The following is a 16,546-nucleotide window of genomic DNA, read 5'->3' as shown; positions in this document are numbered from 1 at the left end:
GGAACGGACCCGATGCCCACGCAAGATCTGCGTGCGGCCGAGTACGCCCTCGGGACGCTCGACGCGGAGGAGCGGTCGGCGCTGGAGCGCGAGGCGGCCCTGGATCCCGGTACGGCCGGTCGCATCCGCGCGTGGGAGTGTCGGCTCGCGCCGTTGATGGCGGCCGTGCCGCCCGTGACGCCACCTCCGCGAGTCCGCGAGGCGCTGCTGCGCGCGCTGCCCGACGCTTCCGGCGGGGGACGGGACCAGCTCCGCCACCTGCGCCGTCAGGTGAGACGCTGGCAGGTGGCCGCGGCGGGATCGGGCCTGCTCGCGGCGGGCCTCGCGCTGTTCGTGGCGGTCGGCCTGCCGCGGAGCCCGGCGGGCGGGCGCTACTTCGCCGTCGTGCAGGCGGGCGGGGCGCTGCCGGCACTGGTCGTGCGGGTCGACACGCGGACCGGTCTCGCGCAGGTCAGGCCGGTCGGCGCCGATGCGCCCGCGGGGCGGAGCCTGGAACTGTGGTACGTCGGCGCCGATGGCGCCAAGCCCCTCGGCCTGGTCGGGGCGGCACCCAGTCAGGTGAGGCTGCCGCAGGGCACGGCACCGGACGGGGTGATCGCCGTCTCGGTCGAGCCGCCCGGGGGGTCTCCCAGCGGCCAACCCACGGGCCCGGTGATCTACACCGGCAAGCTCATCGCCGACTGACCGGCCGCGGCGGGTCCGCCCGCCGGCGCTCGTTCGATCCGGCGGAGGGCGACACGGCCGAGGCCCGCGGCCCTCGCGGACCGCGGGCGCCGCGCCTTACGGCATCAGCACGGCGTTGATGACGTGGATGACGCCATTCGACTGCATGACGTTCGGGACGGTCACCGTGGCGGTGTTGCCCTTCTGGTCGGTCACGAGAACCTTCTTGCCCTGCACTTCGACGGCGAGCGGCTCGCCCTCGACGGTGGTGAGCACGCCCTGTCCGCCGCCCTTCCTGGCCAACGCCGTCAGGTCCTTGGCGGTGTAGACGCCCGGGACCACGTGATAGGTCAGGATCTTCGTGAGCGTCGCCTTGTTCTGCGGCTGCACGAGGCTCTCGACCGTGCCCGGCGGCAGCTTGGCGAAGGCGGCATTGGTGGGCGCGAACACGGTGAACGGGCCCGGACCGTTCAGCGTGTCGACCAGGCCGGCGGCCTTCACGGCGGCGACCAGGGTGGTATGATCCTTCGAATTGACGGCGTTCTCGACGATGGTCTTCTGGGCGTACATCGGCGCGCCGCCGACCATCGGGTTCCTGGCGTAGGCGGCGCCGCTCGCGGTGAGACCGAGCGCGAGGGTCAGGGCGAGGGCCTTGGCCGTGCGGCGGCCGGCGGTCTGGGTGCGCATCGTGTTTCCTTCCATCCGAACCCCTGTGGGCGGGGCGACGCGGGCCCTTACGGGCCGATCGGAGAGGAAGTTTCGCCGGTCGGAAGCAGCCGCGCGGAGCCCGCACTGTCTCCGCGCGGGGCGCGTCCGTTCAGGCGTGACATCGCGGCGGACCGCCCTGTGTCTGACGTCTGCTTTCGGGCGTAGCGCGTTCCGGATGTCTTGGCGGGCTCGGGTCGCGAGCAGTTCCCCGCCTTGCCGGACCGATCGGCTCTCGGCCTGAGCGCCGTGGGGGGGGGCGGCCGCCTCGTCAGGAGCCGCCGGTTCGCGGCCGCCTCGATCCGCTGACGAGCGCCACGCCCGCCCTGCCCGCGGCGCGGGTGACAGGTGCGCCACCCGGCGCGCCGCTCTCCGGCGGTCGCGGCGTGGATCGGGGATACCATCTGTCAGCCAATTTCGGGCATCGATGGCCGCCTGCCACCGACCACCCCGTACCGAAGGGCTGACGCCACGATGCGAACGATCGTTTACGCCGATGGAGGTTGCGACCCCAATCCCGGGCCAGGGGGTTGGGGGGTCGTCATCGCGGCTCCCGACGGTACGGTCGAGCTGTGCGGCGGGGAGCCCGGCACCACGACCAACAACCGGATGGAGCTGACGGCTGCCATCAAGGGTCTCGAGCATTTCCCGGCCGGAGCCGCGATCGAGATGCGGTGCGACAGCCAGTACGTGGTCAAATCGGTGACCGAGTGGATGCGCGGCTGGAAGGCCAAGGGCTGGCGCACGACGACGGGTGACGTGAAGAACGTCGACCTGATGAAGCGCCTCGACGAACTGAACGCGGCGCGCGACGTGAAATGGACCTGGGTCCGGGGACATGCCGGCGACCGTCTCAACGAGCGCGCCGACGCGCTCGTCCACCAGGGCCGTCGCGAAGCGAAGCTCGGCAAGCTCGAGTCGCGGAACAGTGCTGCGCCCATACCGGCCCCTGCCGCCGCACCCGCCGCGCCGCGCCAGGGCGCGGACCTGCGCGTCGATCTCGCGCTCGGCCTCCAGGTCACCCGGGCCGCGAAGGCGGCGGGTGTCACGCCCGACGCGCTGGTCGACGACGCGATCCGCTTCTACCTCGAGATCGGGCCCAGCGAGGTCGCACGCCTGCGATCGCGCCGGGAGTGAGGACGAGGCCGATTCCGGCGGCGCCCGATCGCCGGTCCGGTCCCGGCTTCGCCGCCTGCATTCGCGGATCCGACACCGGTGCACTGACGCAGACGGCCGGTCCGGAGGATCGGCCGGCGGCGGCCCGGATGTCGGCGGGGTCGGTCCGGACGAGGGGTCTGGCGCGCCGGACGTGCCTTAGATGGGCCCGCCGAGGGCCGCGCGCAGCCGACCAGGCGGGTGAAGAGGCCGGGATCGGGGTGGCGTGCGCGGGCCGGCGCGGGCGGCGGAGGGCCCGGGTTCACCCCCTCTCAACGACCCGGCCCCATAGTGGCTCACGGCTCTCGTCGGCGAACGGCCTATCTGGCGACTTCGCGCGGCCCGTTGCGGACTCCCTCGTTTCGAGCTGATGCATGTCGTTCCTGACGCGATCGGTTGTTTTGGCGCGTCAGTTCTCGGTGAACGGTCGACGCGCCTGGCGGGGACCCCGATCGGTTGCCGTCCTCGGCTCGCTGCTCGCTCTCTGCGTCGTCATCGCCGCGTGTCTCCTCGTGAAGGACCTTCGCGACAGCACGGTCCAGACTACGGAACGGAACCTCCGGAGCCTGACGACCCTCTTGGCGGAGCAGGCGGACCGGACTCTCCTGGCCGTCGAGGTCGCGGAGAACGGTCTCCGCGACCGTCTCGCAGGGACGGGCCTCGAGCGTGAGGACGCACTCAGCGCGCTCGCAACGACGGCCGTCATCCGCGAGCGCCTGGACGCGAGGGCGTCCGCGCTTCCCCAGATCGTCGCCCTCGCGATCGTCGACGGGCGGGGCACGCTGCTGAATGCGTCGCGCCGCTGGCCGGTCTCGGACAGGGACGTGTCCGACCGTCCCTTCTTCCGCCAACTCGCCGCGACTGCAGGCACCCGGGCGATCTCCACCGAGTCCGTGCGGACCCGCGACGGCGTGTCGATGACCCTGTACGTCGCGATGAGGATCTCGACCGCCGGGGGCGGGACGCGGGGCTACATCCTGGCTGCCGTCGACATGCGGTACTTCGAGCGCCTCTACGCCAACGTGTCGCCGACCGAGGCGGACGTGATCTCGATGGTGTCCGAAGACCGCACCATGCTGGCTCGTCACCCCCTGCCACCCGGCGCCATCGGCCGCGTCGTCCCCGCCGTGCCGGGCCTCCGCCGGTCGCCGGGCGACCCCGAGGGCTCTGGTGTCGCCCGGATGACCACGCCGATCGACGGGCGCGACCGCTTCATCGCGATACGGCCGCTCGACCACTATCCGCTGATCGTCGGCGCGAGCCGCACCGTCGAGGCTACCCTGACCGCGTGGCGAAGGCAGACCGCGGCCCTCGGCGTCGCCGTGCTCATGCTGGCCGGAGCACTGCTCGCGCTGCTCAGGACAAACGCGCGACAGATCCGCGACCGGGCCCTGCTGGCCCGATCCGAAGCGGCGCGGAGGGCGGCGGAAGCGGAGGCCGAGGGGGACCGTCGGCTGAAGAACGAGTATGCCCGTTTCGGGACTGCGCTCGACGGCATGGGCCAGGGGCTCTGCGTCTTCGACGCCGCGGAACGGGTCCTGTTCCTCAACGCGCGCATGGCCGCCCTCTTCGACCTGCCCGATGCGTTCCGGCACGGGGGCGCAACCCTCGACGATCTCCTGACACATATCCGCGGCGGTGCCCCCCAGCAGCCGGTCGCCCTCTTCGTGGCGGAACTCCGCGCGGCGGCGACGGCGCGCGCGCCCGCGACGCTGACCTGCCCGCTCGCGGACGGACGCATCCTGGGCGTCGCGGTCGAGCCGGTGGCTGCCGGCGACCTCGTGTGCACGTTCGAGGACGAGACCGAGCGGCGGCGGGCCGAGGCGCTCATTTCGCACATGGCGCACCATGACGCCCTGACCGGGCTGCCGAACCGGCTGCGTCTCGACGAGGCCGCGCGGCGCCTGCTGGCCTCGCCCGAGCGGGATCGGCAGGGAGCGCTGCTCCTGCTCGATCTGGACGGGTTCAAGCAGGTCAACGACGTCCACGGCCACCCCCTCGGCGACGCTCTGCTGAGAGCGGTGGCCGACCGTCTGCGCCGGCTGACCGATGAAGGAGATCTCCTGGCCCGGCTCGGCGGGGACGAGTTCGCCCTCGTCTGCGGCGCCGACGCGTCGGCCGCGGCGCAGCCGCAGCCGATGGCGGCGATCGCCCTGGCGGCGCGGATCGTCGTCGCGCTGCAAGACCCCTTCACGATCGATGGCATCACCGTATCGATCGGCACGAGTGTCGGTATCGCCCGCGCCAACGGTGCAGACCAGAGCGTCGCGCGCCTGTTCCGGGATGCGGATCTCGCGCTCTATCGCTCGAAGGCGATGGGACGCGGAACGTGGTGCTTGTTCGATGCGCAACTCGATCAGCGAAGTCGTGAACGTCTCAACCCCGCCCGCGATCTGACTGACCGCGCCGCATAGCTCCGGACCGCGACGACCCGGGGTGCGTCGGACACGTCCGTCGGATGTCTCGGCGGCCACGTCCGAGGCTCGGGCAAGTCGAGGGTGTCGGCTGGCACGCGTCGCGGCGGTGGGCAGGCTCCGCGGCCAGCACAGGCCGGATGTGGCGGGGCCGCCCGGGACGATGCGTGACCCTCGGCGTGTGAGCGACAACGTATCCGAGCGGACGGCGCCGGGCCGCGCGCTTCCGGCCCTTGCGGTACCCCGGGAAGATCCGCGGCCGGTTCCGGACGTGCAACAGTCCACACGCCACGGCGTTGCCCCACGTCGTCGGCACCCGGGCCCGCGGGCGCTGACGGCACGGAGAGGCGCGTGCTCCCGCTTGCACGCGGGGAGGGAAGCTATGCCCTTCGTCATCACAGGCACTGATCCCTCCGGTCCCCGTTCGGCGACCCGGGCATCGCCGGCCAGCGCGATCGTCCTTGCGATGGGATGGGACAAGGCCGGCGTCCGAAACGTCCGGATCAAACCACCCGACATGGAGCCGCGGTGCTTCAAGGTCTTCCGCGTGCAGCATCTCGGGCCAGCCTTATCCGCCTCGGTGCGTCGGCCTATGGCCGCTTCCGGGATCCTCTGACCGCTGTCTGCGGCCGGGCTGGGCCGCCCCCAGGATGACCACTCGGAACGGATCTCCGCCGGTCCGACCTCGCGGCAGTTCAAGCACGGTCGAAGCGGGCAAGATGCAGGTAGGCCGGGTCAAACTCCGCGGCGGTCTTCAGGCCGTCCCAGTCGAGCACGGACAGGCGGCGACCGCTGAGCGTCACCAGTTCCGCAGCCTTCAGATCCCGCAACGTGCGGTTGACGTGCACCGGCGTGATGCCGAGGGCATCCGCCAGTTCGGACTGCGTCATGGGCAACTCGCAGGTTCGGTCCAACACCAGGCCGACCGCGTCGAGGCGGGTGACGAGCTCGCAGAATAGGTGGGCCATGCGCGCGTAGGCTTCGCGTCGGCCGATGTTCAGCATCCCCTCGCGCACCACGGCAGCATCGATCAGCGTCGAGCGCCAGAATGCCTCGACAAGACCCGGATGCGCGCGGAACAGCGTCCGCAGCGCCTCATGCTGGACGAAGCCAACCCGGCAGGGGCTGACCGTCGAGACACTGTTGTCGAGCACCCTCAGGTGCAGACTCTGGAGGTCGGGGATGTCGCCGGCGACGTAATAGGCCATCACCTGACGCTTGCCCGCCTGAGAGGTTTTGGAGGCGCACGCGAACCCTTCGAGCAAGGCGAAGCAGCGGCTGGGCCGGTCCCCCTCGCGCACGATATCCTGAGCGGCGTCGAACTGGGCGACCTGCATCGGCAAGGCGAGAAGGGCGGCCCGCTCGTCCCGGGTTATCGGAGTGAGCGCGATGCTCTCCACCTTGCGGACAAAGGGATGCCGGCCGGATCGGTCAGGTAACGCCATCATCTCGCTTCCGTCCGGGCGAGAGGACCATCTCTCTGCTGGCTGAATGCCGGGGACGCGATCAGGTTTCTGCACAGGCGCGCACGCGCCGGCCTCTACGGTGCTGAGCCGCCTGCCTTCCACGTGCCGACGAGCGTCAGCGATGCCTCGTAGATCACAACGCCGGTCTGATCGCGCACGCTGGCGCAGAAGGTCCGGTGATCGCCGTCCGGCAACTTGTCTCGCGCCATATCCGGCAGCGCGGCCAAGGCGGCCTCTCGAGCCGCCTCAGCATCCGGGAGATCTTGACCCTGGTCATCCTCAACGAACGTGTCGTCGTTGTTCGTGTCGATGAAGTAGATGGGCATGGGTCCTGCCGGGAGGGCTTCACGACCCGACAACCCCAGTTTGTAACGCAAGTTTCTTTCCGAGCACCGCCGACGTCCGCGCAGCTGGCATAAGTCGGCCGGGGACTGTCCCCATCGCGACGCGTCTGCTCCGAAGCGAGCCGGCCGCTCGGTCTCCGAAGCCGCCCCGATGTGCACGAGGCCTGTCAGGCGCCCGATAGAATCCGTGCGCAGAACAAACGTCCGGCCTGCCGGATCCGAACGAGAACTCGAGATTCGCCGCGATCCTTCGGCATCTCGGCCAGCTTGAACGACGGGTCCGGACCGGGATCGATATCGACAACCTACGCGCCCGCGCCGCGCAGGACCCGCGCCGCGCCGGTGGCAACGTCGTAATCATCCTCCACCACCAGCACGCAGCGCCCTGCCAGGTCCGGTTCGCCCGTCATGTCGATCCCTCCTCCGAACACCACAGACCTCTGCGGGGCGCCCGTCTCCAGGATGCTGGGTTCGACGCCGACTCACGGCCGGCGCGACCGGAGCAGCGCGAACAGCAGGGCGAGCATCAGAAGCAGGCCCCAGGTCACGAAGGATTGCCCGAAGATGTAGAGGCCGTAGGAGGGCGCGAGGGCCGTCCCGAGCCGGGAGAGACCGATGACGACGATCGGCATCAGGATCAGGAAGCCCAGCAGCTCCAGCGGCAATCGGCGGAACACGCAGAGCGCGGCATTCAGATCCTCGACGGACACATAGTCGAGCGACAGTCGTTCCACGTCCCCAGCCCGCGTCATGGCCCCCCTCGCCTCGGTCTACCTTCGCCATCAGGCCGCACCGTAGCAGCACGCAATGGTCTTCACGATCCTCCAGCCTGCCGGTCTGCCCCCGACCCCCACCGCACCTGCCTCTTCCTCAGTCACGAGCTCCGTCACGAGCGGGTTTTGCCAACGCCTGCTTGCAGCCTCGAACCAGTGACTTACACTTGCCCGCTTCCGTCGGCAGGCTGTCGACCGCGTGGGCGTGAATCGAGGGCGCGTCGGAGTGGGCTGGGCGCCGGGGGCCGCGGACGGCGGCGGAGCCGTGAACCGGCCGCGGGTGACCAGTGTTCCGGAGGGTGAGCGCTTCGTTGCAGGGAGCGGGATCATCGATCGCGCGGTTCGGGCCGTGCTGCGAGACGGCTCTGGTGAAGGTGGATCGATGACCGATCTCTGGTCCACGCCCGCGGATGTGCCGCTCGACTGCCTGATCGTCGGCGGCGGCCCGGCGGGCCTGACGGCCGCGCTCTACCTCGCGCGCTTCGAACGCCGGTTCATGATCGCGGATGCGGGGGATTCGCGCGCCTCCTGGATCCCGACGAGCCACAACGTCCCGGTCTTCGCCGAGGGTGTCTCCGGCAAGGAGATCCTCGCTCGCCAGCGGGAACACGTCGCCCGCTACGGCGGCCGCGTCGTGCACGGGACCGTCACGGCCCTGCACAAGGCGGAGGGCAGCTTCGTCGCCAGGATAACGCGCGCCGACGCCAACGTCCCGATCGAGGTCCGGGCGCGTCGGGTGCTGCTCGCGACGGGCGCAGACGACGTCGAACCCAACTTTCCCGACCTGCCCGACGCCGTCCGGCGCGGACTGGTGCGCTACTGCCCGATCTGCGACGGATACGAGGCCCGAGGCCGACGCATCGGGGTCATCGGCCACGGCGACAGAGGCCTGGGCGAGGCGGTCTTCGTCGCGCGCACCTACTCCCGCGACGTGACCTTGTTGACCCTCGGCCGCGATCTGGATCTCGACGCGGACGGCTCCGCGCGCGTCGCGAAGCACGGCATCAAGATCGTCCGCGACCCGGTCATCGATCTCGACGTCGAGGCGGACCGGATCTCCGTGCTGCGCACGGCCTGCGGCGCCGAGCACCGCTTCGAGGTGCTCTACTCGGCCCTGGGATTGAAGATCCGCTCGGAGCTCGCGGTCGCGCTCGGGGCCGACCATGACGGGACGGGGGCGCTGAACGTCGACGAGCACAACCGCACGACGGTGCCGGGTCTGTACGCGGCCGGCGGGGTCGTGCGCGGCCTCGACCAGATCGTGGTCGCCATGGGCCACGGTGCGGTGGCAGCCACCGACATCCACAATCGCTGCGAACTCCCCACCGAGGAGGAGGTGGACGGCGGCGCGGCGAAACCGGGCGCATGATCCCGCCCGCGGCGCTCCCCGCCGCCGGAGGCGGTGACGGAACTCATCCGTGTCGGTCCGATTACGGCCTTCGAGACCCTCGGAAAGCGAAAGTCGGGATGACGGAACGCGCGCGCGATCTCGCCCTGGTCCTGGCCGGCGGCAACGCTGTCGGGGCCTACCATGCCGGGGCCTACGAGGCGCTCCACAGCCGCGGGCTCCGGCCGAATTGGGTCGTGGGCGCGTCCATCGGCGCCGTGACCGCCGCGATCATCGCGGGCAATGCCGCCGAGGACAGGGTCGCCCAGCTCCGCCGCTTCTGGGAGGAGGCGACGCTCGGCGCAGTGCTGAGCCCGGCCGGACTGCTGAAGCCGCGCCAGGTCTACAACGGCCTGCACGCTCTCATGGCCCTCGTCTGGGGCCGGCCGAACATTTTCCGCCATCGGCTACCCGGCGCGTGGTCGGCGCTGCCCTGGGTGCCGAACGACGTCGCCCTGTTCGACAACGCGCCGCTCCTCCAGACCATGACCCGCCTCATCGACTTCGAGCGCCTGAACCGGGGGGACACGCGCCTGACGGTCGCCTGCGTCGATATCGAGAGCGGTGAGGAGGTTTACTTCGACTCGGCTCGCGAGACGATCCGGCCCGAGCACATCCTGGCCAGCACCGCCATCCTCCCCGCCTTCCCGCCGGTCGAGGTGGACGGGCGCGTCCTGTGTGACGCCGGCTACACGATCAATCTGCCCCTGGACCCGGTCTTCGCGACCGAGCCCGAGCGGGACCTGCTCTGCATCGCCTCGGACCTGTTCAGCCCGCGGGCGCCGCGGCCGGCCTCCCTCGACGCGGTGCTGGAGCGCGCCAACGACCTCATCTTCGGCAGTTCGTCGCGCCGGGCCATCGCCAGCCTGAAGCGGGAGTACGACCTGAGACAGGAGCTCGATCCGGCCGGTCCGGCGGTGACACTGCTGCACCTCGTCTACCAAGCAGGCGCGGACCAGCTCGCCGCCAAGAGCTTCGACTTCTCGCCTTCCTCGATCCGTGACCGCTGGGCGGCGGGCGAGCGGGACGCCCGCGACGGCCTGGAGCACCTGTCCCGCAGCGGGTCCGAACACCGCCGGTTCACCTACGTCGCCTGCGGCCGGCCCGAGCAGTCGGACCCGGCGGCCCCTGCCCGGCTGGAGGATGACGCGGTCCCGGCATCGCGCCCACCACCGGGCCCGGGCGAAGAGCGCGGCCGGGGCGCGTGGCCGGACGACGCGTAAGCAGAGGCACCCGCCGCGACCGAGCGTTGCGGTGATGCTCGGGACAGCGCGGCGTGTCGGGACCTCGGCGGAACACGGCTCCGGCCCGACACACAGATCTGTGTCTGCGCGCCTCTCCGACGGCGTGCCACGCCTCGAGGACGTCCCGTGCAGGGCGGCGATCCAGAAGCTCGATCGCCCGTCCACGAAGATCTGCGACCGAACCAAAAGGGCCGTCGATCCGCTGCGGCCCGCTCCCGGGATCGCGTCGGGGTCCGCGTGTGGAGCGGCGGCCCGCTGCGGCCTGAGGCCGAGACGGCCTGCCGGACCTGACGGCGTGGCGCGACTTCAGCCTCAGGATCGCCCTCAGCGGCTATCGCTCGCCTTTGACCCGGTCCAAGTAGTCGACGATCGTGCGCGCGTCCTCGGAGGTGATCGGGGCCTTGTAGGCGGCGATCATCTTGTCCACGACCTTGCGCCACTCGTCACGGGACAGAGCCGGCTGATTGAGCGTGTGGTCGGCAGAGTGGCAGGCGGTGCAGTTGGACGCGATGACATCCGACCCCGGCCCCTCCGGGAAGCCGACATCGTCGCCGACGGGCAGGTCGACCTCGGGCTTCGGGTGAAGTTCGAGCGGCGTCGCGGTCGCCGCCGGCAGGCCGGCCGGGAAGGTGGCAAGCGATGCGGCCAGCAGGGCGATGCGGGTGTGTCGAAACATGGCGCAGCTCTCCCTCAGGCGGCACGGATATCGAGGGTCTCGACCTGGTTGGTCAGGTAGCCGCCGGGGTTCCAAACCCGTCGCATCGGTTGGACCGCTCCCCCTGTGTTCGTGCACCGGGCCATCAGCCCGTGCGCCCCTCTGCCTTGAAGGGTCACCGTGGTCTGCCATTGGCGGAAGCTGTAGGTACCCTCATCCCGACCGAGTGTCGTCGACCGCCAGGTTCTGCCGCCGTCGAGCGACAGGTCCACCACCGCGACGCCGCTGTCGCCCCCGAAGGCGATGCCGCGGACGGGCTGCGGTGCGCCAGCCGGGACGGTGTCGCCCGGCCTGAGGTTGGTCACGAACGCGCGCGGGACGTTCCGCGTGATCGGGATCAGGTCGTAGCCTGTCTGACCCGGCTCGACCGTGTGATTGGCCGTGTCGGGAACGCGGTAACTGCGCGTCGTCCACACACTGGGATCGGGCTTGTCCATGACCTCGACGTCGTTGAGCATCTTGATCCAGTAGACGGCGGACCACCCGGGGACGATCAGCTTCAGCGGGAAGCCGTTCAGCATCGGCAATTGCTCGCCGTTCATGGCGAAGGCGAGCATCACCTCGCCGTCCCGCGCGTGATCGACGGTCAGGGATTTCACGAATTTCGGAGCGTCCGGCAGCATCGGCCCGTCGAGGCCGCCGAACCGGACATGGCCGGCGCCGGCCTTCACGCCCGCGCGGTCGAGAACATCCCGGAGGCGCACGCCGGTATAGACGGCGTTGCTCATCGAGCCGTTCGCCCACTGGGCGCCGGCCACGCGGGGGTTGGCGTAGAGGCGCGAGTTGCCGGCGCATTGGCTGACCGCGGCGATCTCGAACCGGGGCAGATCGTGCATCAAGTCCTTCAACGAGAGGAAGAGTGGACGCTCGACCAGCCCGTGCACCCTGAGGGCGAAGGTGTCGACGTCGACATGGGTCGGAAACGTCGCCCAGTGCCAGCTCACGAAGTGCTGATCGTTGGGCGTGAACACGCCGCGATCGAAGACGTCGAAGGGCGTCTCCAGCCACGGCGGCCGCGTGCGCTGGACGATCATGCGCCCCTTCTCGGGGTAGGTGGTCGTCATCGGCCGCGTGCTCGGGCCGCCGGAGACGCGGAAATCGACCGTCTCGCCCCGGGCTCGGCGGGTGAGCAGGCCCAGCCCTCCCGCCGATGCCGCCGCCAGGAAGCGGCGGCGGCTCGGAACCGACGCTGAAGTGGTGTCGTCCTGTGTCACGCGGGTATCTCGCTCCGCCGACCCGTCGCGGTCGGCGGCGAGCACCCGTCCTCCTCAGCTTAAGGCTGCCTTAAGTGCGCGGCAGCTCATCGCCGAAGGTCCCTGCGCCCGGAGGGACCGGCGCGCAGAGGGTGCGGGACGCCGCAGATGATGCGTTCGTCGCGGCCGGTGCCATCGGCCGAGGACGCAGCCGCGGATACTGCGCCCCGCGCAGGACGAGGCCCGCGCGTGGCTCACGCGGCTTCGAGATCGACCTGCAGCCCGGAGCCGTCCTGGCGATTGCGCAAGAGGAGTGCGAGCCGGCTTCGCCGTGCCGCCATCTCTGTGATCGCGAGGCCGAGCCCGCTCCCCGACGCACTCTTGTGACGGCCGCGGAAGAAGCGCGTCGTCACATGCGGCAGCTCCTCCTCGGGAATGCCCGGTCCCTGGTCGCGCACGAAGAAGCCGGTGCCGGTCGCATTCAGGCCCCACTCGATCGTGCCGGCCCCCATGTGCTGGACGGCGTTCTCGTGGAGATTGCGGATGGCCAGCCGCAAGCTCTCCGGATCGCCCCGCATCTTGAGGTCGCGCAGGCGCGGATCGACGAGCGTGCGGATGCGCTCGTCGACCCGCATCCCGTCGATCGTCTCGGCGATCAGGGCACCCACCTCGACGTCGATCAACGGGCGCTCGTCCGTCTCGGCATCGAGTCTGGCGGCATCGAGCAGCTGGCGCACGAGCCGTGTGGTCTGGTCGACGGCCGTCAGGATCTGCCGCAGGGCCGCCTTCACGACGCTCGGATCCGTGCTGGCCATCGCGACCTGCGCCTGGGTCTTCAGCCCGGCGAGCGGTGTGCGCAGCTCATGGGCGGCGAAGGCGGTCACCGTTCTCTCATGGCGGCGGGCCGTCTCCACCTTGAGGAACAGGGCGTTCAGGGCGTCGGCGAGCGGCCGCACCTCGTCCGGCGCCCGCCCGGCATCGATGGCGCGCATGTCGTCGGCATCGCGCGCCGCGATGTCCCGGGCCATGCGCCGCAGCGGGCGCAGGCCGCGTCCGAGACTGACCCAGATCAGGAGGGCGAGCAGGGGCACGACGAGGAGCACCGGCATCACGAAGCTGCGGACGAGGTCGTTGGCCAAGCGCTCGCGCATGCCGAGCCGATCACCGACCATGACGCGAATGCCCTTGCGCGGATCCTCGAGCGTGAAGACGCGCCACGTATCACCGTTGATGGCGCGCTCCGAGAACCCCGAAGACGCGTCCGTCATGCGGTGCTCGGGCGCGCCGCTCGAGCGCGCCAGCATGCTCCCCGACAGCGACCAGATCTGGCAGGTGAGCTGATGCGCGTAGTCCAGCGCGGGGATGGGCGTCTCCTGCCCCCCCGGGACCGGACTGGCCCCGACCCGGTCGGCGACCGAGATCACCATGCGGGCGGCCTCCTGCAGCTGCGTGTCGACGAAGTGCTCCACCTCCCGCTTCGAGCTGACGTAGATCCACAGGACGGCGCTGAGCCAGATCAAGCCGGTGGCGACGAGCAGGACGACGAAGAGTCTCGTGCGAAGTGCGCTCACGCGATGGCCCTCATCCGGTAGCCGAGACCGCGCACCGTCTCGATCGCGTGCCGTCCGATCTTGGCACGCAGGTTGTGGATGTGGACTTCCACGGCGTTGCTCTCGACCTCTTCCTGCCAACCGTAAAGCTGCTCCTCCAAATCCGACTTGGAGTGCAGGACACTCGGACGCTCCATCAGGGCGGCCAGCACCATGAATTCCCGTCGCGACACCGGAACGGGTCTGTGATCGACGGTCACGGCGAAACGGCCCGGGTCGAGCCGGATCGCACCGTGCACCAGAGTCGCCGAAGCCCGCCCGGCCGCCCGGCGGACCACCGCCCTGATCCGGGCGGAGAGTTCGTCGAGGTCGAAGGGCTTGCCGACATAGTCGTCGGCACCGCCGTCGAGGCCTGCGATACGGTCGGCGACCCCGTCGCGCGCCGTCAGCAGCACGACCGGAGTTCGGTCGCCGCGCGCGCGGAGGGTGCGCAGCACATCGAGCCCCGAGCCGTCCGGCAGCATGAGGTCGAGCACGATCGCGGAGAAATCGGTGGCGATGAGGGCAGACACCGCGTCCTCGCAGGTGCCGACGCAGTCCACGGTCGAGCCCGACAGGCCGAGCCCGACCTTCAGACCGTCCGATAGAATAGGATCATCCTCGACGACGAGCAGGCGCACGGGTGTCTCCTGGGCCGGGGAGCACCATAGGGCGCCACCTTAAGCCTGGCTTAAGCTGCGTTTCGGACCAGCCGCGACCTGATCGCAGAACCGACCGCGCCTCCGCCATGCCGCACTCCGCTCATACATCGCCCGCTCGCCGCCGTGACCCGCGCCGCGGCGCATCCATGCCGGGCCGGGATCGGGGGACAGCCAGCGGTGCTGCGGGCGAGGAGCGGTCCCCCGCCGCGCGCGGGAGCGTGCTGCGCCTCGCCGCGATCCTGGCTGTGGCATCGGTCCTCGGCGCCTGCAACGCCTCGACGGGCGCGCGGCCCGAGGTCGCGACGTTGGCCCAACAATTCAGCCCGGACGTGCTCCGCCAATATGCGGCCCTCACCGACGAGCCCTTCTCGGTCGCGGCGATCAGCCCGACCGACCTCAAGGTGAACTACGTGCGCCGCGTCGTCGACTACCCGACGCGGGAGCAGCCAGGCACCCTGATTGTCGATCCCCACAACCGCTTCCTCTACCTCGTGATGGAGGGCGGCAAAGCCATGCGCTACGGGGTTGGCGTGGGCAAAGCCGGGTTGGAGTTCACCGGCAGCGCGACGGTCGGGCGGAAGGCCAACTGGCCCCGGTGGACGCCCACGCCGGACATGCTGCGGCGCGAGCCCGAGCGCAACGGACGCTGGGCCGGCGGCATGCCGGGCGGCGCGGGCAATCCGCTCGGCGCGCGCGCGCTGTACCTGTACAAGGACGGCCACGACACGCTCTACCGCATTCACGGTACGACGGAGCCTTGGAGCATCGGCGAAGCCGTGTCGTCGGGCTGCATCCGCATGCTGAACCAAGACGTCATCGATCTGCACCGGCGCGTCCCGGTGGGCACGCGGGTCGTCGTCCTCAGCGGGCACGGGGCCGTGGCTTCACGTGCGACGGGCTCGATGCCGGAGAGTGACGTCGAGTGATCTGCCCTGGACGCCCGCGGATCGTCACGGAGACCCATCCGCCGACGGACATGCCGCTCGCGGCCCCTCATCGGCCTGTCATCGCGTTTCCGCCCGTGACCGCGTCTCGCGGCGGCGCGACCGCCTCGGGCACCGGGCCAAGGCAAGCGTTGCGGTCGCAGGCGCGCAGGCAGAAAAAAGGCCGCCCCTGTGGAGCGGCCCGAAGTCTTGGGAGGAAACGCCCTCGTGGAGGGCTGCGAGACCGCGACGCCGTCGCGACCCCGCGCTGACGATCTGGGCACGAGCCGCGCCGGGGACAACCGCGCGGAGGTTGGGCCGCGCGCCTGGGCGGCGTCGCTCAGCCCGCCAGGTGCGCTGCCACACCATCACTCGGCGCAGCCGCCGGTCGCGCCGGCACGGACGCCGGGATCGTGACCGGCGCTGAATGGCGGCGGGACGGATCGAGGGCCGCACGGCGGCGGGACGTACGCGCCTACGGCCACGAACCATGCCGCCTCTGGGCGTCGGACCGGGCCTGGATCAAGGTGGAATTAACTGCCCATCCCACGCCCAGACGTGACCGGAATCGTTGATCTGCAGCCCCGACACGACCTGCAGCAGCCGAGCCGCACACTCATCCGGCGAGAACACGCCGGGTGTCCCGGCAATCGGGCGAAACGGTCGCGACAAGGCCGTGCGCACGGTTCCGGGATGAAGACCGACGACGATCAGCTCCGGATGAGTGCGCGCCGTCTCGACGGCGAGCGTGCGGAGGATCTGGTTCAGCGCCGCCTTCGAGGCTCTGTAGGCGTACCATCCACCCAGGCGATTGTCGCCGATCGACCCGACGCGCGCCGAAAGAGCGGCGAAAACGCCGCGCCCGTCACGCGGCATCAACGGGATGAAATGCTTGGCCACGAGGGCGGGACCGACGGTGTTGACGGCGAACACCGCGGTCATCGCGGCCGGATCGAGCGCGCGGATCGCCTTCTCCGGCGCGATGCCCGACCCGTGCAGCAGACCGCTGGCGACGAGGACCAGCCCGACCGGTCCCGCCGCGCCGACAGCCTCGGCCGCCGCCGCGATCGAAGCCTCGTCCGTGATATCGACGGACAAGGACTGGACGGACTCGGGCTGGGACGCCCGCGAGCGCGAGAGGGCGAAGATGCGCGCGTAAGTTCCGCCCTCTGCGAGGGCTGCGACGAGCGCCTGGCCGATGCCGCCCGAGGCTCCGAAGACGACTGCGCTGCTCATACGGCACACCGCGAACGGGAAGTATCCCTGGCTCTCCACTGAAGGGGTGCCGAACGTCGCGTGCAAGGTCTGCGAAC

Annotated in this window: 15 protein-coding genes; 6 read left to right on the top strand and 9 right to left on the bottom strand. The window is 70.6% G+C overall.

Annotated features, from left to right (window positions below):
* The first annotated feature begins 12 nt into the window (after window positions 1–12).
* Complete coding sequence (locus MOTC310_RS01565; RefSeq protein WP_331300561.1) at window positions 13–684, top strand: anti-sigma factor; 672 nt, start codon at window positions 13–15, stop codon at window positions 682–684.
* A 96-nt stretch (window positions 685–780) separates the two neighbouring features.
* Here MOTC310_RS01565 and MOTC310_RS01560 read toward each other — a convergent pair whose 3' ends face one another.
* Window positions 781–1,350 (bottom strand): fasciclin domain-containing protein, encoded by a 570-nt coding sequence (locus MOTC310_RS01560; protein WP_331289459.1) that lies wholly within the window; start codon window positions 1,348–1,350, stop codon window positions 781–783.
* A 492-nt stretch (window positions 1,351–1,842) separates the two neighbouring features.
* Between MOTC310_RS01560 and rnhA the strand changes: the two genes are divergently transcribed.
* Together rnhA and MOTC310_RS01550 are read left to right on the top strand one after the other, a co-directional pair.
* The gene (gene rnhA / locus MOTC310_RS01555; RefSeq protein WP_331289554.1) at window positions 1,843–2,505 is read left to right on the top strand and encodes a ribonuclease HI; all 663 of its coding nucleotides are present in this window, start codon (window positions 1,843–1,845) and stop codon (window positions 2,503–2,505) included.
* Window positions 2,506–3,035: 530 nt separating this feature from the next.
* Window positions 3,036–4,937, top strand: coding sequence for a sensor domain-containing diguanylate cyclase (locus tag MOTC310_RS01550; protein ID WP_331300559.1), 1,902 nt, complete (start codon window positions 3,036–3,038; stop codon window positions 4,935–4,937).
* A gap of 695 nt (window positions 4,938–5,632) precedes the next feature.
* On the opposite strand, the gene MOTC310_RS01545 is transcribed toward MOTC310_RS01550, so the two are convergent.
* From MOTC310_RS01545 to MOTC310_RS01535, 3 genes are all read right to left on the bottom strand, one after another.
* Complete coding sequence (locus MOTC310_RS01545; RefSeq protein ID WP_331289460.1) at window positions 5,633–6,385, bottom strand: Crp/Fnr family transcriptional regulator; 753 nt, start codon at window positions 6,383–6,385, stop codon at window positions 5,633–5,635.
* 92 nt (window positions 6,386–6,477) lie between these two features.
* A complete protein-coding gene (locus MOTC310_RS01540; protein WP_331289461.1) occupies window positions 6,478–6,729 on the bottom strand; it encodes a DUF6894 family protein in 252 nt (83 codons plus the stop codon).
* A gap of 500 nt (window positions 6,730–7,229) precedes the next feature.
* Window positions 7,230–7,499 (bottom strand): hypothetical protein, encoded by a 270-nt coding sequence (locus MOTC310_RS01535; protein ID WP_331300558.1) that lies wholly within the window; start codon window positions 7,497–7,499, stop codon window positions 7,230–7,232.
* Window positions 7,500–7,902: 403 nt separating this feature from the next.
* Here MOTC310_RS01535 and MOTC310_RS01530 point away from each other — a divergent pair, with 403 nt between their 5' ends.
* Together MOTC310_RS01530 and MOTC310_RS01525 are read left to right on the top strand one after the other, a co-directional pair.
* Entirely contained in the window at window positions 7,903–8,889 is a 987-nt protein-coding gene (locus MOTC310_RS01530) for an NAD(P)/FAD-dependent oxidoreductase (protein WP_331289463.1), read from the top strand.
* A gap of 98 nt (window positions 8,890–8,987) precedes the next feature.
* Window positions 8,988–10,130: a patatin-like phospholipase family protein gene (locus tag MOTC310_RS01525; protein ID WP_331289464.1), complete on the top strand. Its 1,143-nt coding sequence runs from the start codon at window positions 8,988–8,990 to the stop codon at window positions 10,128–10,130.
* 352 nt (window positions 10,131–10,482) lie between these two features.
* Here MOTC310_RS01525 and MOTC310_RS01520 read toward each other — a convergent pair whose 3' ends face one another.
* The 4 genes from MOTC310_RS01520 to MOTC310_RS01505 all read right to left on the bottom strand — a co-directional run bounded on the left by MOTC310_RS01520 (window position 10,483) and on the right by MOTC310_RS01505 (window position 14,289).
* Window positions 10,483–10,827, bottom strand: a complete 345-nt coding sequence (locus tag MOTC310_RS01520; protein WP_331289465.1) for a cytochrome c — start codon at window positions 10,825–10,827, stop codon at window positions 10,483–10,485.
* A 14-nt stretch (window positions 10,828–10,841) separates the two neighbouring features.
* Window positions 10,842–12,080, bottom strand: a complete 1,239-nt coding sequence (locus MOTC310_RS01515) for a molybdopterin-dependent oxidoreductase (protein ID WP_331289466.1) — start codon at window positions 12,078–12,080, stop codon at window positions 10,842–10,844.
* Window positions 12,081–12,313: 233 nt separating this feature from the next.
* Window positions 12,314–13,630: an ATP-binding protein gene (locus MOTC310_RS01510; RefSeq protein ID WP_331289467.1), complete on the bottom strand. Its 1,317-nt coding sequence runs from the start codon at window positions 13,628–13,630 to the stop codon at window positions 12,314–12,316.
* Window positions 13,627–14,289, bottom strand: coding sequence for a response regulator (locus MOTC310_RS01505; RefSeq protein WP_331300557.1), 663 nt, complete (start codon window positions 14,287–14,289; stop codon window positions 13,627–13,629). The genes MOTC310_RS01510 and MOTC310_RS01505 overlap by 4 nt, the downstream gene beginning before the upstream one ends.
* A gap of 239 nt (window positions 14,290–14,528) precedes the next feature.
* On the opposite strand from MOTC310_RS01505, the gene MOTC310_RS01500 reads away from it, so the two are divergent.
* Entirely contained in the window at window positions 14,529–15,236 is a 708-nt protein-coding gene (locus MOTC310_RS01500) for a L,D-transpeptidase (RefSeq protein WP_331289469.1), read from the top strand.
* Between the two features lie 519 nt (window positions 15,237–15,755).
* On the opposite strand, the gene MOTC310_RS01495 is transcribed toward MOTC310_RS01500, so the two are convergent.
* A complete protein-coding gene (locus MOTC310_RS01495) occupies window positions 15,756–16,469 on the bottom strand; it encodes an SDR family NAD(P)-dependent oxidoreductase (protein WP_331289556.1) in 714 nt (237 codons plus the stop codon).
* Between the last annotated feature and the right edge of the window lie 77 nt (window positions 16,470–16,546).

This window comes from Methylobacterium oryzae, from assembly GCF_036441375.1.
GTDB classification, from domain to species: domain Bacteria; phylum Pseudomonadota; class Alphaproteobacteria; order Rhizobiales; family Beijerinckiaceae; genus Methylobacterium; species Methylobacterium oryzae_A.
Note: the sequence above shows the minus strand (reverse complement) of the source record. Positions and strands in the feature narration are given on the sequence as shown.